This is a genomic window from Chloracidobacterium sp. D, assembly GCF_018304685.1.
Lineage (GTDB): Bacteria > Acidobacteriota > Blastocatellia > Chloracidobacteriales > Chloracidobacteriaceae > Chloracidobacterium > Chloracidobacterium thermophilum.
Window position 1 is genome coordinate 814,339 of the sequence record NZ_CP072635.1, and the last position, 26,810, is coordinate 841,148.

The following is a 26,810-nucleotide window of genomic DNA, read 5'->3' on the forward strand; positions in this document are numbered from 1 at the left end:
ATCTTAATCTTTGAATTTTGCTATTCCATTGGAGCTGTGGAGCTTGACTCCTGTTTCTTTTTCAATCTTATTGTAGGCAGCTTGTACCTTTTCTGCAATACTTTCCAAATTAACTTTTAGCTCTTTCAAGTTCCAATGTAAAGCTGAACTATGGTATTGTTTTATTTCTCTGATTTTTGTTAATATATATTCATTGTCAAACTGCTGACTGGTTATTTTCTCACCCTTCTTTTTTGCTTTATCGTAATAAGCGAGAACAACAAACACGTCAAGTAAACTCATCAGTGATATTGTATCCCATTGGATAAAATCTCTATCACCTACTGCACCTTCATCCTTGATTACTGGAATCACTGTTACCCTTTTCGGGTAAGCCAATGTGTTGTAAACTCTCTCAAACGGATAAGAGCGGGTACGTTTTGGCGAAACCCATTTTGAAACCGCAAAAGTGTGTGTATCATCTTTGATAATGCAGGCAGGAGGAGTATTGCTAATGTCAAACTCTGCAATTCTGATTTCTTGTAAACTTTCTACAAGAAAGAATCTGTAAGTAATGCCCTTAATTCTGCCTGTGATGTTCATTTTGCTACTTGCTGTAGTAGTAACCCGGATTTTTCTCGATACCAAGGGTAGAATATCCAACCACCCCGGCAGTCGCAATCGTGGAGCTTGAACCCATAAAGAAGAATACCTTCGCCAAGCGGCAAAGGAGCATACACAAGCTGACGCAGAAAAGATTGCGGTTTCAGGCTCGGATGATTGGCCAGCATCCGTTCTTTTCGTGGCGTGCGTTCACTTTCAATAACGTCCTCGAAAGGATTGCCATCGGGCTTGCGCCGCGAGCCACCGGTCTGAAACTGTCGCAGACATTCGCTGACGGTCATGTCCCTGGGTAACAGTTTACGGAAGATGCCCCACGGTTCGTAACACCCACGCGGCATGGAACAGACATCGGGAAACTCCTCTTCGGCATTTTTGGGCTTGTCCCCACCCCACAGGGTTCTCACCAACCGGATGACCTGCCCCCGAAACTCCAGGCCGGCGCGCACCAGAGCCGCAAAAACGGTTTGCGACAGAAAAACATTGGAGGCAAGAAAAAGATGCCCGCCTGGGTACAGGACCCGCAGGGCAAGCATTGCCCACTCCTGAAAATACACTTCGATTTGTTCCCGCTCCTTCCCGTTCAGGGCCGTGAAGCGCGGGAGCGGTGATCGGGTGTGCCCATCAAAGGAAGGTGGGATGCGCCAGATACCGCCGTGACCGTTTGAGCGTTTGGCCAACTGTTCCGGGTCATACTCTTTCAGCCCGTATGGCGGATCGGTGACGATGGCATGGAAACATTCGCCCGGCACGCGACGCATCCACTCCAGGCAGTCGGCGTGAATTACCACGGAGTTTCCCACAGACTGATACGCACAGTCGCCGGCGTAGCGTTGTCCAAGCTGTTCCGCAGTCATTCAGATTACCTGTTCATCGGCTGTTCACAGAACGAACCCCAGCACACTGGCTTTCATACAGCAGGTTCGGTTTCCTGCATCTTTCGCCGTGTTCCGTTTCCGGGAGTTTTCAGAAACGCCGGCGGAATTGGTAGCACAATCCGGAGCAGGTCAGACATTGAACGCTGCGCCAGACCTTTGTCCACAGCACCAAGTATCCTGGACTCAACAAATTGGCCGCAGTGTTCCGAAGCGGTAAAGTCCCGGCTGGCGGGGATTTTTCTGGCGAGGTGAAGGATTTTGCCTGCAATGCGGTTTCTTATCAGCGTGCTGTTACTGGGTCTGTTGGCCCGGCCGTGGCCGGTTGTCCACGCCGCGCGGGCGGCCCGTCCAGTGAAAACCACGGCTGTAGAGGTCAGGGCGGAAGAGCCTCCGGCCGAACCAAGCTACCCGGACATCGCGGCCAACGACGAACCGACGCCACGCCTCAACGGCCCCCGCGTGGTGGGCACGACGCCGGGGCGCGAGTTCATCTACCGCCTGCCCGTAACCGGCGCAGCCCCGCTGACCTGCACCGTCACCAATCTGCCGCCCGGCTTGACCTTCGATGCCGCCACAGGTGTCATCCGCGGCCGGGTCGAAAAGGAAGGGACGACACCGGTTGCGATTACCGTACGCAACCGCTACGGCACGGTGCGGGCCACGCTGCGCATCGTCGCTGGCCGGAACAAACTGGCGCTGACACCACCAATGGGCTGGAACTCGTGGAACGTCTGGGGCACACAGGTTTCGGACGAAAAGGTACGCGCCGCCGCCGAAGCCCTTGAGCGCACGGGACTGGCGGCTTGTGGTTATCGTTATGTCTGCATTGACGATGGCTGGCAGGGCCGCCGTACGCCAGAGGGTGTCATGCAGCCCAATGAACGATTCCCGGACATGAAAGCCCTTGGCGACTGGCTGCATGCCAGGGGCCTGCTTTTCGGGATGTACACCTCGCCAGGGCCGTTTACCTGCGGGCGCTACCTTGGTAGTTGGCGACACGAGGAAGCCGATGCCCGGCTGTATGCCAGTTGGGGTGTGGATTACCTCAAGCATGACTGGTGTTCCTACGAGGGCATTGCGCGGCAGAAGACACCGGAGGTGCTGCAGCAGCCATACATCGTGATGCGGGCGGCACTCGACAAAACCGACCGCGACATCGTTTATGCCATCTGTCAATACGGTATGGGTGAAGTGTGGACGTGGGCGCGCCAGCCCAACATTGGCGGCAACCTCTGGCGGACAACGGGCGACATCGAAGACACGTGGCAAAGCGTCGCGGAGATTGGGTTTCGACACTCGCCGCTGGCGCGGTTTGCCGGGCCCGGCGGCTGGAATGACCCGGACATGCTTGTGCTGGGGGTTGTCGGGTGGGGGGAAAAGACCCGTCCGACGCGCCTGACGCCGGACGAACAGATTACGCACATGACGTTGTGGGCGCTGCTGGCAGCCCCGCTCATCCTGGGTTGTGATCTGACCCGGCTGGATGAGTTCACCCGGCGGCTGCTGACGAATCCCGAAGTCATTGGCATTGACCAGGACGAGTTGGGCATACCGGCCACCCGGCGCGATACAGCACAGGATGGAACGGAAGTCTGGGCGCGTCCGCTGGCTGACGGCCGTCTGGCGGTCGGGTTGTTCAACCGCAGCAACGACACGCAGACGGTTACAGCGAACTGGCGTGACCTGGGATTGCGCGGGCGCTGTACTGTACGGGATGTGTGGCAGCGGCGTGATGTCGGGACGTTTGACCAGGTGTTTGCCGCGCTCGTACCGCCACATGGCGCGCGGTTGTTGCTTTTGCGCCCCCAGCCGACAGCGCCACGCTCCCCACGGCGGACGGCCACGCCGCCCGCCAACCAGCACGGGAACGGGAACTGAAAGCTGCCATTGCCATTTCCTCACCGGTCAGGAATCCTACCCGGTGCCTTGAGGGAAGTTTACCGAAAAAACGCCGTAAAGCCCTGCACTTTAGGGCAGGGATATAAGGCGCACACTGTTTTATCAAGCCAAACCTGTGATAAAATAGCAGTATGAGAGTCATGGAAGCCAAGCTACTCAACGGGACAGCAGAGCAGTATCAGGCTCTGGATGAAGCCATCCGTACCGCACAGTTTGTCAGAAACATACGTGTGCGGTACTGGATGGACAACAAGAGCGTCAACAAAGCTGTTCTCTATGCCCACTGCAAAGACCTGGCCAAAGAGTTTGACTTTGCCAGGAAGTTAAACTCAGCGGCAAGGCAGGCAAGTGCAGAGCGAGCTTGGGCTTCCATTTCCCGGTTCTATACCAACTGCAGAAACAAGGCGGTCAAGAAAGGCTATCCGCAGTTCAAGAAGAACTGTCGGTCGGTCGAGTACAAGCTGTCCGGCTGGAAGCTGTCTCCTGACGGCATGTCCATCACGTTCACCGACGGCTTCAACGCAGGAACATTCGCCTTGTACTGCAATGGTGAGGCAAGACACCATATCCTAAACTCCAAAATCAATCGGGTGCGGGTGATACGCAGGGCAGATGGGTACTATGCCCAGTTCTGCTTGGATGTGGAGCGCAAAGAGCAGGGAGCATACACAGGCAATGTGATTGGCATTGACTTGGGCTTAGGGGCTTTCTACACCGACCAGAACGGCAACCCTGTAGAGTGTCCTAAGTATCTGCGGAAAGCAGAGAAGCGGCTAAAGCGCCACCAGCGCAGGTTGAGTAGGAAGTTCAAGAAAGGGGCGAAACCTCAATCTAAGAACTACCACAAGCAAAAGAAAAGACTAGGCAAAGCACATCTGAAAGTCCAACGCCAGCGTAAAGACTGGGTGATTAAGTTAGCTCGGTGCGTGGTGGCATCTCACGATGTCGTGGTGTACGAAGACTTGCAGGTGAAGAACCTGGTCAAGAACCATCATCTTGCCAAATCCATTCATGATGCTAGCTGGTCGCAGTTCACCCAGTGGTTAGACTACTACGGTAAGGTATGGGACAAGGCAGTAGTCAGCGTACCACCGCAGTACACCACACAGGACTGTAGTAACTGTGGGCATTATGGTAGTAAAAACCCTATCCACCAGAACCCATAGTTGTCCTCAATGTGGATTTGAATCAGACAGAGACCAGAATGCGGCTTTGAACATCCTCAAGAAGGGACTAAGCATCTTGGGAATGGAGTGGCAAAACAGTACCTTTGGGCAAAAGGGAACTGCCTCGAAAGAGGGAACGCTTGGGGAGAGATGCACCGCTGCTTTAGAGGGGCAACCTGATGAAGTAAGTGCGCTCGCAGAACCAAGAACAAGAATCCCCTGCCTTTAGGCAGGGGAGTATGTCAAAAACGCTTTGCCTCTGGAAGTATCCTGGATTCAAAGAAGTCCATGATGAGCAGCCTGCCTTTGTTTCACCCGGTCAAATCAATTGAAGCCACTTTTCATCAGGAAGCTGAAATCGTAGCTTTCAATGGCGATGTGGCGGACTTTGTGGCACAGATTCCAGATGAATCCATCACACTCATTATCACTTCCCCGCCATACAATCTTGGAAAAATCTACGAAAACCGCACAACGATAAGTGACTATCTGGAAACCCAATCCAGTCTGATTTCGGAGCTTTGCAGGATACTGAAACCAAACGGGAGTATATGCTGGCAGGTTGGTAACTTCGTGGAAGATGGAGAAATCTATCCATTGGATATTTTCTATTATCCCATTTTCAAAAAGTTTAGAATGAAGTTGCGCAATCGGATAATATGGACGTTTGGACATGGACTGCATTCCTCCAAACGTTTTTCTGGTCGGTATGAAACAATACTATGGTTTACCAAGTCAGATGACTACATATTCAATCTCGACTCCGTTCGTGTTCCCTCAAAATATCCGGGAAAACGTCACTTCAAGGGACCAAACAGGGGAAAGCCATCAGGCAATCCCCTTGGTAAAAACCCATCCGATGTCTGGGAGATACTCATCCAGGACTGGGAAGCCGCGGTATGGGACATTCCCAATTTGACATACTCCCCTGCCTAAAGGCAAGGGATTCTTGTTCTTGGTTCTGCGAGCGCACTTACTTCATCAGGTTGCCCCTCTAAAGCAGCGGTGCATCTCTCCCCAAGCGTTCCCTCTTTCGAGGCAGTTCCCTTTTGCCCAAAGGTACTGTAGTGGCAAGTAGCGAATAGCGAACAGGGAGCGAGTAGCGAGCAGCGAGTAGCGAATTACCTTCCGAACCACTCGCCACTCGCCACTCACCACTCGCCTCTGAACCACTCGCCACTTGCTTCCTTATTGAGGACAACTATGGGTTCTGGTGGATAGGGTTTTTACTACCATAATGCCCACAGTGACTACAGTCCTGTGTGGTGTACTGCGGCGGTACGCTGACGACTGCCTTGTCCCACACCTTGCCGTAGTCGTCCAGCCACGCAGTGAATTGAGACCAGCCAGCATCATGAATGGATTTGGCAAGATGATGATTTTTGACCAGGTTCTTCACCTGCAAGTCTTCATACGCCACGACATCGTGAGATGCCACCACGCACCGTGCCTGCTTAATTGCCCAGTCTTTACGCTGGCGTTGGACTTTCAGATGCACTTTGCCCAGTCGCTTTCTTTGCTTGTGGTAGTTCTTGGATTGGGATTTTGCCCTCTTCTTGAACTTCCGACTTAATCTGCGCTGGTGTTGCTTTAACCTCCTTTCACTACGCCTCAAAAACTTAGGATACTCTACAGGGTTGCCGTTCTGGTCGGTGTAGAAAGCCTTTACGCCCAAGTCAATGCCAATAACATTGCCTGTGTATGCTCCCTGCTCTTTGCGCTCCACATCCAGGCAGAACTGAGCATAGTACCCATCTGCCCTGCGTATCACCCGCACCCGATTGATTTTGGAGTTTAGGATATGGTGTCTTGCCTCACCATTGCAGTACAGAGCAAACGAGCCAGCATTGAAGCCATCGGTGAACGAGATAGTCATCCCATCCCCTGACAGCTTCCAGCCAGATACCTTGTATTCCACAGAACGGCAATGCTTCTTGAACTTGGGATACCCTTTCCTGACCGCCTTGTTTCTGCAGTTGGTATGGAACCGGGAAATGGAAGCCCAAGCTCGCTCTGCACTTGCCTGCCTTGCCGCTGAGTTTAACTTCTTGGCAAAGTCAAACTCTTTGGCCAGGTCTTTGCAGTGGGCATAGAGAACAGCTTTGTTGACGCTCTTGTTGTCCATCCAGTACCGCACACGTATGTTTCTGACAAACTGTGCGGTACGGATGGCTTCATCCAGAGCCTGATATTGCTCTGCTGTCCCGTTGAGTAGCTTGGCTTCCATGACTCTCATACTGCTATTTTATCACAGGTTTGGCTTGATAAAACAGCGTGCGCCTTATATCCCTGCCCTAAAGTGCAGGGCTTTACGGCGTTTTTTCGGTAAAATCCAATCATCCTGAAAAGACCATCCATCCCTGCCAGTTTCCCATTGAACTCGCCGAACGCTGCGTACTGGCACTGACCAACGAGCGGGATTGGGTTTTTGACCCCTACATGGGCGTTGGCTCAGCACTGGTGGCGGCTGTCAGGCACGGCCGGCGGGCTGCAGGATGCGACAAAGAAGCCACCTACGTTGAAATTGCCCGCCAGCGCCTGTCCGACTATTTCAACGGCACCCTTGGGTATCGCCCAATAGGCAAGCCGGTTCATCAGCCGACGGGGAGAGAGAAGGTATCGCAGGTTCCAGATGAATGGAAAGAAAACCTGCAGACTGGCATTAGCGAAAATCGGAACAAAGCTGAATGAAAATTGCAGGCATTTACTCGTTCAATAATGGCAAAGAAGTTGTCGAAAGCAAATACAATCTGGAATTCAGCGAAATCAAAAATATCATCCACAGCATAGACAGCGAAAGGTGCAGAACGAAAATCAGCAGGGAAAAAACAATGTCTGGAAGAAAGCTCTACAATCCAAAAGAACTGAATAAAGCATTCACAGAAGAGTTTGCAAGGCAAAATTGGAAAAGGTATAGAATAGAATGTACATATTCCAGTGAATACTACACAGAAGACTTTCATCCCGCAGAAAAACCAAAGAGTGCATTCCGCGAAATTGATTTTGTAAAAAATCGTCTCGGTGTAGAGGTTCAATTCGGCAAATATGCTTTCGTGGTGTATAATGTGTGTGCGAAAATGACTATTTTTCACAATTTGAATGCGATAGACACAGGCATTGAAATCGTACCTGTCAAATCTTTTGCCAACGAAATGTCAACCGGTGTTTCCTATTTCGAGCAGTTTGTCTGGGACCTGGAGCACCGTGGTGTCTCTGACATTGACATCCCGGTGCTGGTGCTGGGCATAACAGCCTGAAAGACGGCATCGCGTCAGGATGCAAGGTGTAGGACCCCACGCCACAGCCAACCTGGCAACTGCTGTCTTGCCATCGGCAGATGTCTCATCTTCACGCAGGCTGACAAACAATCAACGCTGCAAAAGCTATATCCAGCTCAAAAATTACGCCAGCAGGTGCCCTTCAGCTTTCAATGACGGCGGCAATCGGCACACGCCGGCCGCGCCCAAATGCCTTGGGTGTCACCTTGATGCCGGGCGCGGCCTGCTGCCGTTTGTACTCGTTGCGGTTGATGAGTTTGGCAACATATTCGACCGTGGCCCGGTCAAATCCCTCGGCCACGATTTCATCCAGGCTCTGGTACCGCTCGATGTAACGCTCCAGAATCGCGTCGAGGATGTCGTAGGGCGGGAGGGTATCCTGGTCCGTTTGGCCAGGGCGCAGTTCGGCGGAAGGCGGTTTGGTGATGGTACGGGTTGGGATGATCACCCGCTGCCGGTTGATGTAGGCCGCAAGGCGATAAACATCGGTTTTGGGGACATCAGAAATTGCGGCCAGTCCGCCGCACATATCGCCGTAGAGCGTGCAGTACCCTACGGCCAGTTCCGACTTGTTGCCAGTCGTCAGCACCAGCGCGCCCGACTGGTTGGAAAAGGCCATCAGGGTCACGCCGCGCAGTCGGGCCTGCAGGTTTTCTTCGGTCACGCCCTGCGGGGGAAAGCCAAAGGCCGGCGTCAGCATCTGCGTCATGGCGCTGACGGCTGGTTCGATGGGCACGACGTGGAAGCCAATTCCCAGGTTGCGAGCCAGTTCGGCCGCGTCCTCAAGGCTGTGGTCTGAAGAATACTTCGAGGGCATCGCCACTCCGGTGACGTTTTCCGGCCCGAGCGCCTGTACGGCCAGGGCTGCCGTCACGGCCGAGTCAATCCCGCCGCTCAGTCCCACCACGGCCTGGCGGAAACCGCACTTGCCCAAGTAATCCCGGATGCCCAGTACGAGTGCGTCATGGATGTCGGCAATCTCGTCGGCGAGGTGGGGCGTGATGGGTGCCGGTAGCTCAGCCAGATCAACGATGCGGAGGTCTTCCTGAAAGGCATGGGCTTCGAGCACCAGTTCCCCCTGCGCATTGAGCACCAGACTGCGCCCATCGAACACCAGACTGTCATTGCCGCCGACCTGGTTGACCAGCACCACGGGCACCTTCAGGGTGCTTGCGTGATGGGCCAGCATGGCCTGCCGGAGTGCTCCTTTGCCCCGGTGAAACGGTGAGGCGGAGACGTTGATGATGACCTGCGCCCCCTGCTCGGCCAGTTCCCGGACGGGATCGACCTCATACAGGTGGGTGTCCCAGAATTCACGGCTGTTCCAGGCGTCTTCACAGACGCAAACACCCAGCCGATAGCCGTCCCAGTGGATGATTTCCCGGCGTTCAGAGGGTTCAAAGTGCCGCGCCTCATCAAAGACATCGTAGGTGGGCAGCAGGGTCTTGTAGCGGATGGCCCGCAGTTCGCCGCCTTCGAGCAGGGCGACAGCATTGTAGAGCGGCTTGCCGAAGTCATCGGGATTTTCTGCCACGAACCCGACCAACAGGGCCGCATCCACCGTAGCTGAAAAGCGTACCAGGTCGTCCAGCGCAGCCAGGTTGCGCGCAATAAACGCCGGGCGGTCAAGCAGATCGAGCGGCGGGTATCCCGGAATCGTCAATTCGGGAAAGATGACCAACCGGGCCCCCTGTGACGCCGCCCGCAGGGCATATTGGCGGACCTTGGCCGCGTTGGAGACAAAAGCCCCGACCGTGGTGTTGATTTGGGCAAGCGCAATTTTCATGGTTATCCTCTGGCTCGAACGGCGTGCAGGGAAAAGTCTCAATTGTACATGCCAGGGCACGGTTGTCACGGGGTTGATATTGTGGTGTTCCGGTTGCTTGCCACAAGAAAACGGACACTACCCGTGGCGGATAGAACGGCTACAAGCACTATCGGTCGTGGGGCATACAAAAATTGCTTGATTTCATGCGGATTGCCGGCTAGTCTCGCGGAAGAATCCGCTTCACGACAAGGGTAAATCACATCACGTGCGTACTTGCGCTTTCAGGAGGATCCACTGCCATGGCGGCTAAAGCTCCAAAATCCACGGCAACCAAAGCCACAACCAAGGCCAAAGCAGCCGCTCCCAAGGAGGAGGCACCAGCCAAAAAGGCACCGGCTAAGAAAGCGGCAGCCAAGCCGATGACCAAAACCGAAATCGTCAACCACTTCGCCGAAAAGTTCGGCCTCCCGAAACAGAAGGTGCGGGAGTTTTTCGATGAACAGGCCCGGCTCGCAGCCGCTCAGGCCAAGGTCGGCTTCATGATTCCAGGGATTGGGAAGCTGGTTGTGCGGGAATACAAGGCGCGTGAGGGGCGCAATCCACGCACTGGTGAAAAAATCACCATCAAAGCCCGGAAACGGCTCAAGTTCGTCATTTCCGCTGCCGCCAAAAAAGCGGCCGGGTTTGAGTAACGGATAGAAGAGGGCGACAGCGACTGCCAACCGATGGCAGACGCAGAGATGCCCCGGGGCCGGAAAACCTTACGCCGTGTCAAAGTATAGCAGCCACAGGCCGGTTTTGCCTGTGGCTGCTATGCTTCCTAAAACAGCAGGCGCAGCGAGAACTGAATCGAACGCGGGCTGCCAAACTGGAAAAGCTGGTTGAAACCGTTGGACGGACTCGTCTGCCGGGTAGCTGTGCCGCCAACACCCGCCAGCGCCCGCCCCAGCATACTCGACGCCTCTCCGTTGCCCACCAGGGTGCCGTTGGGCAGCCGCGTCGGGCTAGGCGGTGTGAAGTTCGCCTGGTTGAAGGCATTGAAGAAATCCGTCGCAAACTGCAACCGCAGGCGCTCGCCGAAGTTGAAGGTGCGGCGAACGGAAAGGTCCCACTGCGTCGCGGCCAGCCAGCGCAGGCTGTTGCGGCCCAGCGTCCCCTGCCGGTTGCGGGCCGGCTCGGCAAAGGCCGCCGGGTTCAGCCGCCGGCCACCCGGCGCATTCCGGTCGCTGATAAACACCGGCTGCCCCGGAACGCGGTCAACGCGGCGTGTCGTCCCGATGTTGAAGACATCAAAGGACTGGGAAATGACGTTGAGCGGGGCCCCGGAACGCGCCCGGAAAATGCCGTTGATGGACCACCCCCCAATGAGCGCCTTCACGAAGGGCTGCTGCGTCAGGGTCGGCAGGTCATAGGTTGCAGCCGCCGTAAAGGTGTGCCGGATGTCGAAATCCGAGGGGCCGCGTTCCAAACGCTGATTGTACCCCTCCAGCGGAATGCCCTGCAGGACCTCATCCGACACGTCATCAATAGACTTGGACCAAGTGTACGAAGCCAGCGCCTGAAGGCCCCGTGACAGCCGTCGCCGGTATTGCATCTGCAGGGCGTTGTAGTTTGATGCCGTTGCATTGCGGGTGACACTGACCGGCGAGCCAGCGGCTGGCGAAGCCGAAGGCGCCGGGCCAAACACAGCCGGGTTGATGACAATCACCGGCCGGTCCAGACCAAAGTTCTGCCGGGCAAAGGCTTCGTTGTAGTTCCGCAGTTGTTCGGCGCGCAACAGCCGCCGCGCCGCCGCGCCGACATACGAAATGGTGATGGCATTGTGGCGCCCGATGGCGCGTTCGAGCGTCGCGTTCCAGTGGTGCGTATAGGGCAGGCGCAGGTTTCTGTCAAAGACGAAAAAGCTGGCGTTGATAGGCAGGTTGTTGGGATCAAGAAACGGCGGCGGCTGAAGGTCAGCTTCGTTGGCCGGAAAGCGGAGCTGGGCCGGGTTCGTAATCGTTCGGAGTGTGTTGTAGGGGAAGCTGTTGAACCCACGCAGCGCCGTGCCGGTTCCGAGGTCGTAAAATATCCCGTAACCGCCGCGCAGAATCCAGCCGCCGAAGAACCGTCCCAGCGCCGAGCCGGATTGTTCGGCAAACTGGTAGGCCACGCCCAGCCGGGGGGCAAAATCCGTGTAGCGCGTCCGCCACTGGCGCGTGCCGGCCGGAGCCAGCCTGGCCGTGAGCGGGTTTTCCAGCCCGTCAATGGAGAAGGGCAAACGCTCGCCGGCCAGCGGCGGATTGAGGTCATGACGCAACCCGAAAGTGAGCGTCAGACGCGGCCGGATGCGCCACGTATCCTGCACGAACGATGAAAAGTTGTGGATGCGGAAACCCGTGACCGGCGCAAACGCCTGAATGGAAATCGAGGTCGGGACGCCTGTGGCCCGGCTCGCCACAGTACCAAAGACATAGCTGATGGAAAGCGACCGCGTATCCTGAATGGGGCGCAGCAGCCGATAGTCCGCGCCGACCTTGATTTCGTGGTTGCCAACAACGTAGGTCACGCTGCTGACCAGGTTGAACTGGCGCTGAAGCTGCCCCAGCGTGCGCCCCTGCGTGAGGTTGGCCGCCGAAACGCCCGACACACCGGGAATGGTCTGGAGGCTCACGGCCGTCGTGGCGCGGGGCGCAAAGGACGGAAAGACGAGTGAATCCGGCGGCAGCACCGCGCCGTCGCGCTCGACGCCCCGAAAGTCGAAGTTGCCGCGCGAACGCCCGAAGTTGAGGCGTGTATCCAACACCAGATTGGGACGAATGGCCCAGGTCAGGCCGCCGGTCAGACTGCGGTTGTTGCGCTCGAAGGCGTTTTCCTGGCTCGGAAACGACCGGAAGCGGCTCCCGGAAGGCGAGTTCAGGAAGGTGAAAAACAGGTTGGCCGACTGCCCGAACTTCTGGTCAAAGCGCAGGTTGACCGTGTCAATTTCCGAAGGGTCGGAAATCCCGGTGATGTAGCGCGCTGCATCGGCCGGGTCGCCAGGTTGCGCCGGAGCATTCGGAAGCGGAAAAGCATTGAGCACGGCCCGAAACGGCTCCGGCGCGGCCTGGCGGGCCGCCAGCGACGGCACGCGGGCGACAAATACCGTTCCCGGCACAAGCAGCCGCAGCCCTTCGTACGTAGCAAAGAAAAATGACCGGTTGCGTCCGTCATACAGCCCCGGAATCCGAATGGGTCCGCCAAAGGTCCCGCCAAACTGATTCAACCGCAGTGGCAACCGTGGGAGTCCGTTGCGGTTGTTGAACCAGTCGTTGGCATCGAGCTTTTCATTGCGGAAGTAATGAAACAGCGAGCCGGTGAAATCATTGCTACCGCTGCGGGTTGAGATGGAAATCTGTCCGCCCGGCGTCCGGCCGTATTCAGCGGCAAAGCTGGAGGTCTGGACGCGGAATTCCTGCATGGCATCGGCCGGGACGAGACTGCTGGTAGTTCCCAAGATCGTCAGCGCCGGCTGCGTCCCGGCGCCCTGCTGGAAGGACTGCGCGGTGACGGCCGCCCCGAAATTGGCGCTGACGCCATCCACCATGAAGTAGTTGGCATTGGTACGCTGTCCGTTGATGCTGAACTGCCCGGTCGAAAAAATGCTTGGTCTCGCCAGCACGACTCCCGGCGTCAGCTCGATGAGCGCCTGAAAACTGCGTCCGTTGAGCGGCAGGTTTTCGACGAACTTGCGTTCAATCACCGTGCCGACGGCGCCCGACTCGCGGTTGACCAGATCGCTGTCACTTTCGACCGTGATGGTTTCACTGATCGCCCCGGCCACGAGCGTGAAATCCTTGGCGACGATGGCCTCGACGTTGACGACCACCCGCGTTTCCACGGCCGTCTGAAAACCGTCGCGTTTGACTTCCAGCTGGTAGTCGCCGGGCAGCAGTTCGGCAATGACGTAGCGCCCGGAGGCGTTGGTTATGGCCGTACGGGTGAAGTTGGTCGCCAGATTCGTGGCGGAGACTTCCGCGCCACTGATGAACGCGCCGCCGCTGTCCCGCACAACGCCGGTGATGGTGCCCGTCGGCCCGGCGAGTATGGTCAGGCTCCACATGAAGCTGCACAGCCAGATCACAGCCGCCACGGCCCAGAGGCGCCGCCCAAACCAGACACGTATGCGTTCAACCATAGGTAACTCCTTGGAGAAGACAAACATAATTTCAAGACAATTCCTGTTTACTTGAATAAGCGTCCCGTTGTCCACCCGGTGCCGTGTGTCGTTTTCAGTCAAAAACACTTGACCCTATGCAACTTGTGGACCTAGCTTGCTGAATGTAAATCGTATTTTTACGAATCAAGCCATCTTCAAAAGCAGACTGGACAGAGACCATGCTGGACTGGTTGGTGATAGGCGGGGGGATTCACGGCACCCATGCCGCCTTGGTTCTGACGGTCCGGGCCGGAGTGGCCACGGACCGGCTGCGCATTCTCGATCCGCAGCCCACGCTGCTGGCGCGCTGGAATCAGTGTACGGGCAACGTTCAGATGCCGTTTCTGCGCTCTCCGCTGGTGCACCACCTTGGGCTGGGAGCGTTTGACCTCTTTGAGTTTTCGCGCACTCCCGAAGGAAAACCGTTTGCCGCTTTTGCGCCGCCCTACGACCGCCCCGGTTATGCTCTTTTCCAGGCGCACTGCCAGCACTTGCTGGCGCAGTACCGCCTGATGGAGCTGCACCTTCAGGGCGAAGCCGTTGGCTTGCGTCGGCTGGGTGAGCGTGGCTGGCAGGTCGAAACACCGGACGGCAGCCTGGAAGCGCGCCGCGTCATTCTGGCGCTCGGTTTGAGTGACCGGCCGGCCTACCCCGACTGGGCGCGTCTCTGCCGGGCAGCCGGCGCACCGGTGCGTCATGTCTTCGACCGTGACGTTCATACAGCACAGTTACCGCTGTGGCGTCACGCCGTGGTGTTTGGTGGCGGGATTTCCGCGGCCCAACTGGCGTTGGCGCTGGCGGCCCGGCAACCGGGCACAGTGACGCTGCTGATGCCGCATCCGGTTCGGATTCACCAGTTCGACAGCGATCCGGGCTGGCTGGGGCCCAAGTACATGCGCGCCTTCGAGGCTGAAACCTCACTGGAACGGCGGCGGCAGATGATTCGTGAGGCGCGCCACCGGGGTTCGATGCCCAAGGATGTCTATCACGACCTGCGGCGCGCGGCAGAGCATGGCGAGCTTTGTCTTCGGGAAGCCAACGTCACAGGAGCGACGCCCCAAGGTGATGGGCGGCTGCTGTTGTCACTGATGACCGGTGACACCCTGGAGACCGACAACCTGCTGCTGGCGACCGGTTTTGAACCACAGCGCCCCGGCGGGCCGTGGCTTGATGAGGCAATTGCGGCCTACGGGCTTCCGGTCGCTCCATGTGGTTATCCCGTGGTTTCCAAAGCTCTGCGGTGGGCGCGTGGGCTGTACGTCATGGGGCCGCTGGCCGAACTCGAACTTGGGCCGACGGCGCGCAACATTGCCGGCGCACGCAAGGCGGCGGATCGTCTGGCGCACATTGTCGAGCGGGGGCAGGCCAACCGTCCGGTTGTGGCGGGTTGCCAACGGTAGGGACGGTTGGCCAAAGGTAAGGGCGGTTGGACAACGGTGTGGGCGGTTGCCAACCGCCCCTGCTTGGTGGACGCCCCAGCAGCGGTATAAACTCCGCGGCCGCCAGCCCAAAATGCTCTGGAGACCTGCTCCGATGACCGACCTCCGCATTGTTTCCCTGCTGCCAAGCGCCACAGAAATCATCTGCGCGCTTGGCCTCGAAGCGCAGCTCGTCGGCGTAACGCACGAGTGTGACTACCCGCCTTCTGTCCGGGACCTGCCCAAAGTCACCCACACGCTCATTCCGACCGACGCCACCAGCCAGGAAATAGACCACCTCGTACGCGAGCGGCTCCAGTCGGTACAGGCGCTTTACACCCTCAACCTGCCCGTCCTCGAAGCCTTGCAGCCAGACGTGATCGTGACGCAGGCGCTGTGTGATGTCTGCGCCGTCGCGGAAGAAGAAGTCAAAGCCGCCGCCTGCCGTCTGCCCGGCAGCCCACAGGTCATCAATCTCGAACCCCAAACCCTGGAGGAAGTCTTCGCCAGCCTGCATCAGGTGGCCGCCGCTACCGGGCGGCAGTCCGTGGCCGAAGAAGTCGTCGCCGGCTTGCAGGCGCGGGTAGAAGCCGTTGCCCGCCGCAGCGCCATGGTTGACCGGCGTCCACGGGTGGCCCTGCTGGAATGGCTCCATCCGCCCTTTTCCTGCGGCCACTGGAGTCCGGAGCTGGTACATCTGGCTGGTGGCGAAGAAGTGCTGGGACGGGCCGGCGTACCCTCCCGGACGCTCACTTGGGAAGAAGTCGCTGCTGCCCGTCCCGAAGTTGTGTTCGTGGCCTGCTGCGGTTTTTCGGTTGAGCGTACGCTGGAAGACCTCGACCTGCTGGCAGCGCATCCGGTCTGGTCATCCCTGCCGGCCGTCCGGCAGGGACAGGTCTATGTCACCGACGGCTCGCATTACTTCAGCCGTCCAGGGCCGCGCCTGGTTGAAAGCCTGGAGATTCTGGCGCATGCGCTGCATCCAGCGCTGCACCTGCGGCCAACCGTCGCGCCGGCTGTTGCCTACCGCCCGAAGCATCAGGGCGCGGCCGTTGGTGTGTGACGGACGTTTTCCTGCAAGGGCGATTGACTAGTCGCCCCTACTGTGGGGTGGCGGGTGGGTTTTCAGTAACGTCTTTGGTTTCGGTCGAAAACTTCCGGTAATCGCTGTAGCGGTTCTCAACGCTGATGTTCAGGCCTGCCAACAGCAGGACCTTGATGCCGGCGTTGAAATCCTCGCGCAGCGGCAACCAGACGCCTTCCACATTGCGGGTCTGCTCAAAAACAAATGCCGCCCCCCGCTTGAGCGACGCCAGCAATCCGCCGCCAACCTTGAAATCACTCGCAAAGCGTCCTTCAAGTCGCGTCACTTCCTCGTCTTCGGCGTCGAGCCAGACCGTGCCGACGAGCTTCTGGATGATTTTCTCGGCGTCATTGGTCGGCTTGTAGCCAGGGCGTGGACGAAAGTCGCAGACGATGACCTCCCGCCCCCGAAGGTTTTCCCGGCGCGGGTTATAGAACTCGCAGGCACGCAGAAACTGCGAAATGGCAAGGCGTCGCCGCTGGGCTTCATCGTTATCATCCACTTTCCCGGCCTGGCGCTTTCGCTGCCGTTCTTCGTTTTCCTCGATGAACTTCGTCACCCGGCGCTGTTCTTTTTCGGCTTCCGAAGGTGAAAGCGGTTTCCCATTGACCGCGACCAGCTTTCGGGCGCGCACACCACCGGTCAGGGGATAGACTTCATACACCTTGACTTCGGTTTCCTTGACCCGTCCATCGCCGTCCAGCCGCCGGATGGTCTCCGTCAGCGTGTAGGTGTACTGCGTCACGCGCTCATCCAATGCCTTTTGGTTCTGTGCGATGCGTGTCAGCAGTGCTGGCACATCGAGGGCCGGATCGCCCGTGGGAATGTCAAAATGGTTGGTGGCAAAGCTGTTGACCGGTATCGCTTCCTGCACCGTCAGGGTCAGGGACGGCTCGCCGGGCGCTTCGAGGGTCAGGGTGTAAGGTTCACGCCGGCCGTTGACCAGACGGTAGTCGGCAAACTGAAAGACCTGCCGCGCCGCACCTTCCCCGCTCTCGAGGCGGACGAGCAAACCGGAAGCGGCAGCAAAATAGCCGGTGGCTGTGGCCCGTTCGCGTGACGTGAAGACAACGCGGTAGCAGGGCTGCCCGGCGAGTTCCACAACCGGCAGCGAACGCAGGGCGATTCCCTGCTGTTTGGCGTCGAGCAGGTTTCCGGCTAGAATCCAGCCTTCGAGCAAGCGCTGCCGGCCAATCTCATCCACGAGCGTCGAAGCACCGTCGCGGGTCGTCTGTACCCAGGCTGAAGTGCCATTGATGCCCAGGCAGCGACGGTCATCCTCAAACACGAGTTCCAGACGCAACTGGTTGGGGGCGCGGCGGTCGAGCGTAAAGCTGCCAGTGTCACTTGCCGCCGTCTGCACGGTTCCGCGCAGCGTGGTGGCACCGGCTGCCCGCAGGGCTTTCTCGCCGCCCAAGGCCGCCCAGTACCGCGCCACGACTTTCGGCGCCGGCAGGGATTTGACCGAACGCAGGGCCGGGGCTGAAGTTTGGACCGAAGCCTGGGCCGGGGCTTGTGCCGGAGACTGGGCAGGGGCTATGACCAGTCCCAGCAGGAAGCTGCCGAATATCCACAGCCAACACTGATGACCAAAACCAAAGCGACGCAATGACAGGCAGGGCAACATAGGTTCTTTCTGCAGCAGGGTACGTCCGGGGGGGGCAGTCACAGGGGGTATCCACGCGACGTACGCAGCGCCTGGGCCGGCCGGGCCACCGGAACCGTCCGTCGGGGAACAAGATTGTGCACCAGCCGGACGATTCCCATACGTTGGAAATCATGCCATTGAAGTACAGGTGGCTGTACGGCGTCTGTGCCCATCAGCCCGTCCGATGCCACGCACGATGGAGGCCAGCGTTTCCGAGATCAGCGTTTCCTGAGAAACGCCCTAGCACTCGCTATACCCACAGGCGTGACACTTGCGACACCCTTCCCCATTGAACAGCGCTGCATTCTGACATTCGGGACAAAGCTCGGCCGTTTCCAAAATCCCTGGCCTGGCATCCAGGTGCAGAGAAACATCCAACACAGAAGTGGCTTTGCCCATGCGAGCCATATCCCCGTGGACAGTTCCGTCGTGGCTGTCACCAGTCCCGTTCCCACGGCCGTTCCTGACATAGTGCTCGAACAACACCTTACCGATGGCGTCGGGGACGGAAAGCACGCGCGCCGGGCCAAAGCCGGCCGAACGCGAACCGCCAATGCCGCGAAGCTGCTCGGCAATGAGCTTCACCGGCACACCACAGCGCAGGGCCAGCGAAATCAACCGCCCGATGGCTTCGGTAAAGGCCGTCACATCACTCCCAGCCCGCCCGATGATGGCAAAGACTTCAAACGGTTTCCCGTCCAACTCAGTGACAAACAACCGCAGCTTGCCGAGTGGGGTCATCACCGGGAAGGAATGGCTGGGCAAGCCTTCAGCCGGGACCGGTCGCGGTTTCAGCCCGGTCGGTGCGGGTTCCGCCGCCGGTGCGGAACTGGCGCTCCTGCCGGTGGAACCGGTGGAGAGCACCTGGTTGGCCCGTGAACCGTCGCGATAGACGGTGATGCCCTTGCACCCCAGACGGAACGCCAGCTCGTAGGCTTCACGGACCTGATCGGCAGTCGCCTCGTGGGGGAAGTTGATCGTCTTCGAGATGGCACTGTCGGTGTATTCCTGGAAGGCCGCCTGCATGCGCACATGCCACTCCGGCGCGATGTCGTGGGCCGTAACCCACACCCGCTGTACCTCGGCCGGCACTTCCGGGTGATGGATGTGACCGGTATCGGCAATCCGTTCCATGAGTTCAGGGCTGTACCAGCCTTCCCGTCTGGCCTGGGCCACGAAATCCTGATTGATGTCAAGCATCCGGCTATCGGCCTGGTAGCGCCAGAAGGCAATGGCAAAGAGCGGCTCGATGCCCGACGAACAGCCGGCAATCATGCTGATGGTGCCCGTGGGGGCCACGGTGGTGACATTACAGTTGCGCAGCAGGCGCGGCGGACGAATCCGCGCGCCGTCCGGGCGGCGGGCGCAGGTGGCGTCGGGACCCCAGATGCTGTGCTCCCATTCGGGGAATGCGCCACGCTCGCGGGCCAACTGTTCGGAAGCCACCTTCCCTTCCTCGTCAATAAAGTGCATGACCTTCCGCGCCAGATCGATCGCCTCATGCGAGTTGTACGGAATCCCCAACCGCACCAGCATGTCGGCCCATCCCATCACGCCCAGCTCGATCCGCCGGATGCGCTGGCTCAGGTGCGTGATCTGTTCCAGCGGGTAGTGGTTGGCATCAATCACGTTATCGAGAAAGCGTGTGCTTTCGTGGACCACCTCGCGCAGGTGATTCCAGTCAACGGTTCGTTCGGGCGTGACAAACTTCCCCAGATTGATGGAGCCGAGATTGCAGACATCGTAGGCCAGAAGTGGTTGTTCGTCGCATGGATTACTGGCTTCGTACTCGCCGAGATGCGGAACCGGATTGTACTCGTTGGCGCGGTCAATGAAGAAAAGCCCCGGCTCGCCGGTGGCATGGGCGCACTGCACGATCAGGTCGAAGACCATCCGGGCGCGTAGGCGCATGAGTTGACCGGGCGGCACCAGTATCTCGCCGGTCAACGGGTGTTTCAGTCCGTCGCGTGAAGCCATCTGTACGGCGCGGGTGCGCGGATTGATCAGTTCATAAGTTTCATCGCGCTCAACAGCGCGCATGAAGGCATCGGTGGTAGCGACCGAGATGTTGAAGTTCGTGATTTTCGTCGTATCGCGCTTGCAGGTAATAAACTCCAGAATATCGGGGTGATCGCAGCGCAGAATGCCCATATTCGCACCACGGCGCGTCCCTCCCTGCTTAATCGCCTCGGTCGAGTGGTTATACACCTCCATAAAGCTGACCGGGCCGCTCGCCACGCCCATGGTGCTGCGTACCACGTCGTTGCGCGGACGCAGCCGTGAAAAGCTGAAGCCGGTACCGCCGCCGCTCTGATGGATCAGCGCCTGATGCTTGAGGGTGTCGTAAATGCTGTTGAGGGTATCTTCAATGGGGAGCACAAAGCAGTTATGCACCACCATCTGGTTGGCGACGTAGGTGTGATCCTGCTATCAAGAATGTGCGCAAAAGTGCGCACGGTTCTCTTCCTGCCCCGACGTGTCCTGTTGACCACCGTCGTATCTGACAGGCGTGACTTTCCCGACTACGGCGGGGACGGTCCCCGCCGCAGCGCCGCCATTGCTGGACGGACTCGCCACGGGTAGGGCAGTTTCGGTTGCCAGCCGTTTCAGGTTCAGCGCCGCATTGAGGTCACGGTCATGGTGCGCACCACATTGAGCACACACCCATGTTCGATCTCTCCATGTCAGCGCCTCGTTCTTCCAGCCACAGATGGAGCACAGTCGGCTACTTGGATACCAGCGATCAGCGATGGTAAGATGAGTACCGTAGCGCCGGGCCTTGTATTCCAACTGCGAGCGCAACATCCCAAAACCCACGTCAGAGATGGCGCGGGCGAGTTTCTCGTTCTGCAGCATCCCTTTGACGTTTAAATCCTCGATCACTAACGCTTGGTTTTCGCGGCAGAGTCGAGTCGTGAGCTTGTGGGTGAAATCCGCTCGGATATTGGCCATGCGGGCATAGAGCCGTGCCAATATCGCAGCGGACTTCTGCCGGTTGTTCGATACCGGCAGGCGCGTTCCTTCAGGCAGGCGGGCATGGCGTTCACATCCGGCTGCCTTCCTGGCGGCTTCCAGCTTGCGGCTGAGACGTCGGCTACGGATTTCCAGACGGCGCAGCGCTGCTTTGAGCGGCTTTGGCGCCTCGATGACTTCACCGCTGGAGACCGTTGCGGCAGCCTTGATGCCCAGGTCGATGCCGTTGACCTCGTGCGACGTGCGACGCCGATAGAATTGCGCATCAGGCACCTCGACCTGTATTGCCACAAACCAACGATCCGCCGTGCGCGAGACCGTCGCGCCCAGTATCTTTCCTTTGAATCGCAGTTCCTCGGTCATGGCGACTTCGCCGATCTTGGGCAGACGGATCGTCTTGCCATCCAGACGGAACTTGTCGTTGGCCACGTAAAAGCTGTCGCGGCAACGCCCCTTTTTCTTGAAGCGCGGTGCGTGCGCCTCTTTGCCAGCCTTGAGGTCAGTGAAGAATCTTTCCCAGGCTTTGGCGAGATGGGCAAACGGCTGGGCGTGGGCATCCCGGTGAATGTCTCGCAACCAAGGCCGACCGTTCTCATCGAGCCACTGCGGGTCGGTGTACTTGATGGCGTTGAACTGTTTTTTGAGCGCCATGGCGTTTGGCCTGCCGCCTGCTGCGTATTGCCTGTTCCACTCATTGAGCGCCCAGTTCCAAACACGCCACGCCGTGCCGCAGGCGCGCTTGAAGTAGTCCACCTGCTCATCGGACAAAGAGCGATCTTGTGGGTTAGTTGCATTGTTGGGCCTTTTTGACGTCATTCACATCCTGTTTCAGCGCTTCATCCAACTTCTTTCGATAGTTCCTCAAACCGTATAGCCGGGACGAAAAACAGTGCACGATGGCCATTAAGTCCTGCACCATTTCCTGTTCGGGAGACAGCCGTTCCTGGTTCAGTACCAGCACTTCGCAGCCATGGGTTTGGGCGTAATGTTCGAACCACTCAAAGCCGAAACGGGTGAGGCGGTCCCGGTGAGCGAGGATCAGCATCCTGACTTCCCGTCGCCCGATCTCGTCCATAAGGGCCAGAAACCGCTTGCGCCTGAAGTCCAGCCCGCTGCCCACTTCCTCGATAAACTCGACCCCCGCCAATCCCTTCGCCACCACGAACGCTTCCAGCACTTTGCGCTGATTCGCCAGGTCCGGCTTCTGCGCCGCACTCGATACCCGACAGTAGGCGACAAGCTTTGTTGGCGCATGGTTGGCCTGCCGCAAACCGATGAACTCACGGATCTGCGTCTCAGTGTAGAGGCGGCGGTTGCTGTCCGTTCGGGCCACCGGAATCAGCCTTCCTTCGCGTTCCCAACGCTGCAACGTCTTGACCGAGACACCAGGGAGTTTTGCCGCCTTGCCTGTACTTATAGTGCTTTCCACAAGCATTATTATACACTATCGCGTACTATACGGCAAGCTAGAGTCCGGCTCCTCGACCTCAAAGTTATAGACGATCGCCTCTTCATCAAGCGCGGCGACTTCAAGGACCCGATAGGCGCCGTCGCGGACCATCCCGGCGTTGTACGTTTCGCCATAGGCCAGCGACCAAGGCTGCACGGTGCCGAGGGCTGGCAGCGAATCTGCCCGTAGCGTCGGGTAGTAGCCCAGGCTGTAGGCCAAGGTGAAGAGCTGGCGGACCAGCACCTCATTGCAGAGGGTGATCCGGGTCTGATGGCTGTTGATCGGGGTGCCGTCGCCGTCGGCGACACCTTGGAGCAGCGCCTGGCGAAGATCGGGCGACAGGCTCATGGCCCAGGCGGGCAGCCGCTTCTGGTCGAAGCCGGCGCCGAAATGCTCGACGAGCCACTGCGCAAGCAGCTTGCTCTGGAGGCGCACGGTCGTCCAGCCATCGCCCCGCCGGCCTTGCGGCTGGGTGCTTTTCTGCACACGGGCGGGCAGGCCGAGTTTACCCTCAAGGATCGCGGCGAGGCGTGCGGCGTGCTCATCCTCATCCCAGGAGAGCGTGAAGCGGATATCGTACCCGGCCGAGATGGACCCTTCCGCGAGGTAGAGGCCCAGCATCCAGGCGAGAGCCGCATCAATTGTGACGCCGTCGCGGATCGGAGCGACCTGGCGCGAGATCGCATCACGCTGGGCGTAGCGGCGCTGTGAGCGTGGGCTGGTGCCCTCAAGCCGGGCATGGACCCAGCCATCCTCAACGTGGCCGTCAAAATGCATTGTGACGGTTGCGCTCCCGATCTCTGGGCAGCCGATCTTCACGAAGTGCTGTTTGGGCGCCAGATCCCTGACCTGCACCCAGCCATCGGTCGTGAGGAAGGGATGCTCGGCGGTGACATAAAGCGCCGGCAACTTATCAACCTTCACCCGGTAGAGGCAGCCGGTGCGGCGCATCGTCCCGGTGACGGGACGGTAGCGGCCGGCGTGGGTAAGCACAAGGGTGCCGACCTGCACCTCCTCGATGGGCTGCGGCCCAGCGATCGTCTCGATCATCGTACCGGCGGCGAAGCACGCGCTGAGCTGTCCCAGAGGACGCCCGGCGTTCATCAGGGTCGGGCTGTTCGGCTCAAACCAGCCCTGCGCCATCAGTTCGTAAAAACGTTCGGCACGTTCTGCAACCTGCCCGGCCGATGCCCCATAGCGGGCATCAACTGCAGCAATAGTTTTAGCTACCCGCCAGAACATGGCTTCGGGGGTCTCAATCACCTCGCCCTGCTCGTTCTTGAGCAGATAGCGTTTCATCAGGACCGTACGGGCGATGTCGGTGAGACTGGCGGGGGCAGGTTCCTGTTTCATCATGGATCGTAAAACTCCTCGGCTGGACAGAGGGACAAAGCGTGCCGGTATGCACGGCTGGAAAGCGAAAATCAGACAGAACCACTATATCTGGTAGCGGCGATGGTTGGTAGGGTACACATCTTGATTCTGCGCGCGGCCCTGCCAGTGCCGCCCAAGGGCGGGCACCGCCTGCTTGCCCGCAGCTTTTCGCCAAAAAAAGTATTCACCGGGTGTCTGGGCTACGGTATGCAGATAGGCTTTCTCAGGCAGGCAGCCTACGGTGCCACATCCACGTGGGACAGGTTGGGTCATCATGAACCGTCCCGTCAGACTTACCCGTTCCTGCCCAATCAGGAACGTGAAGGACACCACACGCCGGACACGGCCACCGGCAACACCCACTGCCCGGTTGAGGCTTCAACCGGCCGCGCTGACTCACGCGCGCCGCGCTGACCAGATTTCTCCACGCCGGGTACATCCGGGGAACTATCAAGCAGCATCCGAAGCGCCCGGGCCAGCCACGCCGCCGGACACCAGCCATCGAGAAAATGGGTTTTGCATCCGCCGGACGATTCCATAAGTTGGAAATAACGCCATGGAAGGGTTGAGGAAACGTCTGGCCGTGAAAGAAGGTATTGCACCATCATCGCTTCCGCTGTCACGGGCGACACCTCGCACCGCCAGTCCGGCGCGCCATAAAGTCTCGGCATGGGTCGAGTTGCTCAAGCCCGTCACCTGGATTCCTGTCATGTGCGCCTACGTCGCCGGCGCCCTGTGCAGCGCCGCGTTCACCTTGGCGAGCCTCGCCGACTGGCGGCTGTGGCTGGGACTGCTGATGAGCGGGCCGCTCATTTCCGGCACCTGCCAGGCCATGAACGACTACTTCGACCGCGACGTGGATGCCATCAACGAACCCTACCGGCCCATCCCTTCCGGCCGGATTGGGCTGCGCGAAGCCACGCTGGGCATCAGCCTGCTGTGCGCCCTCACCCTTCTGACGGCCTACCTCATCCATCCGTGGATTGTGGCGCTGGCGATCATCGGCATCGTCAACGCTCACCTTTACAGCGCCAAACCCATCAAGCTGAAGCGCATTGTGTGGGTCGGCAATGCCACGGTTGCCGCTTCGTACATCCTGCTTCCCTGGATGTCGGGCGAGCTGGCCTTCAAGGGCCACATCAGTTGGACAGCCACCGCCGTCGCCGTCTGCTACGTCATTGCCAGCATCGGCAGCATGACGACCAATGATTTCAAGTCGCTCGAAGGCGATGCGCGGATGGGCATCCACACCCTGCCCCAGGTCTTTGGGGTGGCGCGGGGAGCCTGGCTGGGCATCTTCGTGCTGGACGCCGGACAACTCGCCGCCGCCGGACTGCTGGCGCTGCTGGGTGAATGGCTGTGGGCAGTGCTGGTGGGCGCTACGGTACTGCCGCAGATGTGGTTTCAGCGCACATTTCTGGCCGATCCCATCCACAAGGCTATCTGGTACAACGCCCACGCCCAGGGCTTTCTCGTGCTGGGGATGTTCCTTGCCGCCTGGGCCGTCCGCGCCTGACGGCCATCAGTCTTCTGCGTGAACTTCCGCCGGAAGGGGAGGTTTGCCTTTTTTCCAGTAGGGCGGGATGTCGTGGAACTCGCGCCAGAGCTGCTCGAGCCTGGCCAGACGGTAGGCCTGCTCACAGGCCAGAAAGCCCATGACCAGGCCCACGGCTTCCCGGCTGGCAGCCTCGCCGGCTGGAGCAAGCTCGGACAGCAGGCGCGCCGTCACGGCGGCATCATTGAGTACGCCCAGCACATCCTGCAGGTCGGCCAGGTGCCGGATGAAGCGCCGGGCCGCCTTGGGATGCCAGACGGCAAAAAATTCCGCGCTGTAGCGGAGTTTTTTGGCCGCAATCCGCATGGCATGGCGTTCAGTTGCATCCAGCTCGTGCAACCGCTCGCCCAGGCGTACCAACTGGCGCCGCCAGCGGCGCAGGGCCGCCCGCGACCAGTCGGCCGTCGTGGCCGGCGAGACGGGCAGCAGTGCCAGCTCGCGCTCAACCTTCAGCCACAACGGTACCAGACGCGGCGATGTCACTGCCGCGCGCGCCCGGTCATTGGCCGCCCGGCGCTGCGCTTCGGCAGCTTCAAGCAGGACGGCCAGCCGCTCCGGTTGCGGCAGATGCGCCTGAATCCGGGGCAGGGTTTCCGTCGCCAGCACGTCCCAGTCACGCGCTACGGACAGTTCACCCATCAGCCACTTGAGTTCGCCAAGCCAGTCCGGTTTGGTATAGCCCATAAAGCGCAGCAGGCCGATGGCCGCCCGCATACGGCGCAGGGCAACCCGCATCTGGTGAATGAATTCGGGGTCGGGATCGGACGTGCTGAGCAGGCCCGGCAGATTGGCTTCAAACTGGCGCAGGCAACTCCGTACGATGTGCTGAAACGACACACTGGCCGGAGCATCGAGCAGCAGGAGCGGCGGGCTGGCTTTGACCGGCGTGCAGGGCAATGCACCCACGAGCTGGTAGCCACGCTGCGCCTTGCTGCGAGGTTCGAGTTGGAATGGCAGGTCGGCGGCCAGGCGTTCGGCGATGTCGAACAACGGCGGCAGGTCGCCGCTCCTGAGTTCCAGTTCAACTTCGGCAATAGGGCAGACCCGTGCTCCGGCGCGTACTTCACCGCGATCCAGGGCGACTTCAATGAGAGCGCCCTCGTGGTTGAGTTGCCAGGTGTCGCGCCAGACTTCTGTCTCGAAACAGGGCGCAAGGCTGGCGGCAGCCTCCGGCGGGAGCAGCGACCGGGCTTCAGCAGGCAGCAGGTCCAACTTCAGGCGTTTGCCGGAAACCGGCATCTCCCACTCCGGGCGTTCGGCAAGCAGCCCACCGCTGCCAGCCCCCGCCTTCAGGGTTTGCAGCCAGCGGCGTCCACTGCGGCGCAGGCGCAGGGCAATGCCCTGGCGGAGCAGGGCGGCATCCGGGGTGTCCACATACAGGGTGTACAGTTTGGCGCGGGACCGCGCCGCCTGGCGCAGAAGAGGATGCCGTCTGAAGCGGGGCATCAGCCTGGGCGAGAGCGCCAGTTTGATTTCGATTTCGACCGGAGCAGCCGCCGTGGCGACCTCCGGTGCATTGACTGACCTACCCATAAGCACGGC

16 protein-coding genes and 5 pseudogenes are annotated in these 26,810 nt (G+C 59.2%); 9 read left to right on the forward strand and 12 right to left on the reverse strand.

All coding sequences use genetic code 11. The annotated features are described in order from the left end of the window. Positions 1 to 3: 3 nt before the first annotated feature. Entirely contained in the window at positions 4 to 582 is a 579-nt protein-coding gene (locus J8C01_RS14580) for a hypothetical protein (RefSeq protein ID WP_211432897.1), read from the reverse strand. A 16-nt stretch (positions 583 to 598) separates the two neighbouring features. Continuing rightward, positions 599 to 1,457, reverse strand: a pseudogene (locus J8C01_RS14585) (DNA-methyltransferase); the annotation flags it as partial. 288 nt (positions 1,458 to 1,745) lie between these two features. Between J8C01_RS14585 and J8C01_RS14590 the strand changes: the two are divergent. The 3 genes and pseudogenes from J8C01_RS14590 to J8C01_RS14600 all read left to right on the forward strand — a co-directional run. After that, entirely contained in the window at positions 1,746 to 3,356 is a 1,611-nt protein-coding gene (locus J8C01_RS14590; protein ID WP_211432898.1) for a putative Ig domain-containing protein, read from the forward strand. Positions 3,357 to 3,508: 152 nt separating this feature from the next. Beyond that, positions 3,509 to 4,772: pseudogene (locus tag J8C01_RS14595) on the forward strand (RNA-guided endonuclease InsQ/TnpB family protein). Positions 4,773 to 4,834: 62 nt separating this feature from the next. Then, positions 4,835 to 5,461: pseudogene (locus J8C01_RS14600) on the forward strand (DNA-methyltransferase); the annotation flags it as partial. A gap of 14 nt (positions 5,462 to 5,475) precedes the next feature. Here J8C01_RS14600 and J8C01_RS14605 read toward each other — a convergent pair. Beyond that, positions 5,476 to 6,779: pseudogene (locus J8C01_RS14605) on the reverse strand (RNA-guided endonuclease InsQ/TnpB family protein). A 71-nt stretch (positions 6,780 to 6,850) separates the two neighbouring features. Between J8C01_RS14605 and J8C01_RS14610 the strand changes: the two are divergent. Together J8C01_RS14610 and J8C01_RS14615 are read left to right on the forward strand one after the other, a co-directional pair. Next, positions 6,851 to 7,234 (forward strand): annotated as a pseudogene (locus J8C01_RS14610) (DNA methyltransferase); the annotation flags it as partial. Further along, the gene (locus J8C01_RS14615; RefSeq protein ID WP_211432900.1) at positions 7,231 to 7,800 is read left to right on the forward strand and encodes a BglII/BstYI family type II restriction endonuclease; all 570 of its coding nucleotides are present in this window, start codon (positions 7,231 to 7,233) and stop codon (positions 7,798 to 7,800) included. The pseudogene J8C01_RS14610 and the gene J8C01_RS14615, both read left to right, overlap by 4 nt. 163 nt (positions 7,801 to 7,963) lie before the next feature. Here J8C01_RS14615 and J8C01_RS14620 read toward each other — a convergent pair whose 3' ends face one another. Next, positions 7,964 to 9,607 (reverse strand): NAD+ synthase, encoded by a 1,644-nt coding sequence (locus tag J8C01_RS14620; RefSeq protein WP_014100793.1) that lies wholly within the window; start codon positions 9,605 to 9,607, stop codon positions 7,964 to 7,966. A 281-nt stretch (positions 9,608 to 9,888) separates the two neighbouring features. On the opposite strand from J8C01_RS14620, the gene J8C01_RS14625 reads away from it, so the two are divergent. Continuing rightward, positions 9,889 to 10,281 (forward strand): HU family DNA-binding protein, encoded by a 393-nt coding sequence (locus tag J8C01_RS14625; RefSeq protein WP_014100792.1) that lies wholly within the window; start codon positions 9,889 to 9,891, stop codon positions 10,279 to 10,281. Positions 10,282 to 10,409: 128 nt separating this feature from the next. Here J8C01_RS14625 and J8C01_RS14630 read toward each other — a convergent pair whose 3' ends face one another. Continuing rightward, positions 10,410 to 13,745, reverse strand: coding sequence for a TonB-dependent receptor (locus J8C01_RS14630; RefSeq protein WP_211432901.1), 3,336 nt, complete (start codon positions 13,743 to 13,745; stop codon positions 10,410 to 10,412). Positions 13,746 to 13,945: 200 nt separating this feature from the next. On the opposite strand from J8C01_RS14630, the gene J8C01_RS14635 reads away from it, so the two are divergent. Next, positions 13,946 to 15,166, forward strand: a complete 1,221-nt coding sequence (locus J8C01_RS14635; RefSeq protein WP_211432902.1) for an FAD/NAD(P)-binding protein — start codon at positions 13,946 to 13,948, stop codon at positions 15,164 to 15,166. Positions 15,167 to 15,299: 133 nt separating this feature from the next. Continuing rightward, the gene (locus J8C01_RS14640) at positions 15,300 to 16,247 is read left to right on the forward strand and encodes a cobalamin-binding protein (RefSeq protein WP_211432903.1); all 948 of its coding nucleotides are present in this window, start codon (positions 15,300 to 15,302) and stop codon (positions 16,245 to 16,247) included. A gap of 37 nt (positions 16,248 to 16,284) precedes the next feature. Here the strand turns inward: J8C01_RS14640 and J8C01_RS14645 are convergent, their stop codons facing one another. From J8C01_RS14645 to J8C01_RS14670, 6 genes are all read right to left on the reverse strand, one after another. Beyond that, the gene (locus J8C01_RS14645; protein ID WP_211432904.1) at positions 16,285 to 17,895 is read right to left on the reverse strand and encodes a hypothetical protein; all 1,611 of its coding nucleotides are present in this window, start codon (positions 17,893 to 17,895) and stop codon (positions 16,285 to 16,287) included. Positions 17,896 to 18,156: 261 nt separating this feature from the next. Then, entirely contained in the window at positions 18,157 to 20,316 is a 2,160-nt protein-coding gene (locus tag J8C01_RS14650) for a vitamin B12-dependent ribonucleotide reductase (RefSeq protein ID WP_249355509.1), read from the reverse strand. A gap of 30 nt (positions 20,317 to 20,346) precedes the next feature. Next, positions 20,347 to 21,657 carry an RNA-guided endonuclease InsQ/TnpB family protein gene (locus tag J8C01_RS14655; RefSeq protein ID WP_249355510.1) on the reverse strand — a complete coding sequence of 437 codons (1,311 nt, stop codon included), beginning with the start codon at positions 21,655 to 21,657 and terminating at the stop codon, positions 20,347 to 20,349. A gap of 16 nt (positions 21,658 to 21,673) precedes the next feature. Further along, positions 21,674 to 22,324 carry an IS607 family transposase gene (locus tag J8C01_RS14660; protein WP_211432905.1) on the reverse strand — a complete coding sequence of 217 codons (651 nt, stop codon included), beginning with the start codon at positions 22,322 to 22,324 and terminating at the stop codon, positions 21,674 to 21,676. A gap of 9 nt (positions 22,325 to 22,333) precedes the next feature. Beyond that, positions 22,334 to 23,695 (reverse strand): ribonucleotide reductase N-terminal alpha domain-containing protein, encoded by a 1,362-nt coding sequence (locus tag J8C01_RS14665; RefSeq protein WP_211432906.1) that lies wholly within the window; start codon positions 23,693 to 23,695, stop codon positions 22,334 to 22,336. A gap of 329 nt (positions 23,696 to 24,024) precedes the next feature. Then, complete coding sequence (locus tag J8C01_RS14670) at positions 24,025 to 24,252, reverse strand: hypothetical protein (RefSeq protein WP_211432907.1); 228 nt, start codon at positions 24,250 to 24,252, stop codon at positions 24,025 to 24,027. A 17-nt stretch (positions 24,253 to 24,269) separates the two neighbouring features. Between J8C01_RS14670 and chlG the strand changes: the two genes are divergently transcribed. Then, positions 24,270 to 25,229, forward strand: coding sequence for a chlorophyll synthase ChlG (chlG, locus tag J8C01_RS14675; protein ID WP_211432908.1), 960 nt, complete (start codon positions 24,270 to 24,272; stop codon positions 25,227 to 25,229). 6 nt (positions 25,230 to 25,235) lie between these two features. On the opposite strand, the gene J8C01_RS14680 is transcribed toward chlG, so the two are convergent. Continuing rightward, the gene (locus tag J8C01_RS14680) at positions 25,236 to 26,801 is read right to left on the reverse strand and encodes a CYTH and CHAD domain-containing protein (protein WP_211432909.1); all 1,566 of its coding nucleotides are present in this window, start codon (positions 26,799 to 26,801) and stop codon (positions 25,236 to 25,238) included. Between the last annotated feature and the right edge of the window lie 9 nt (positions 26,802 to 26,810).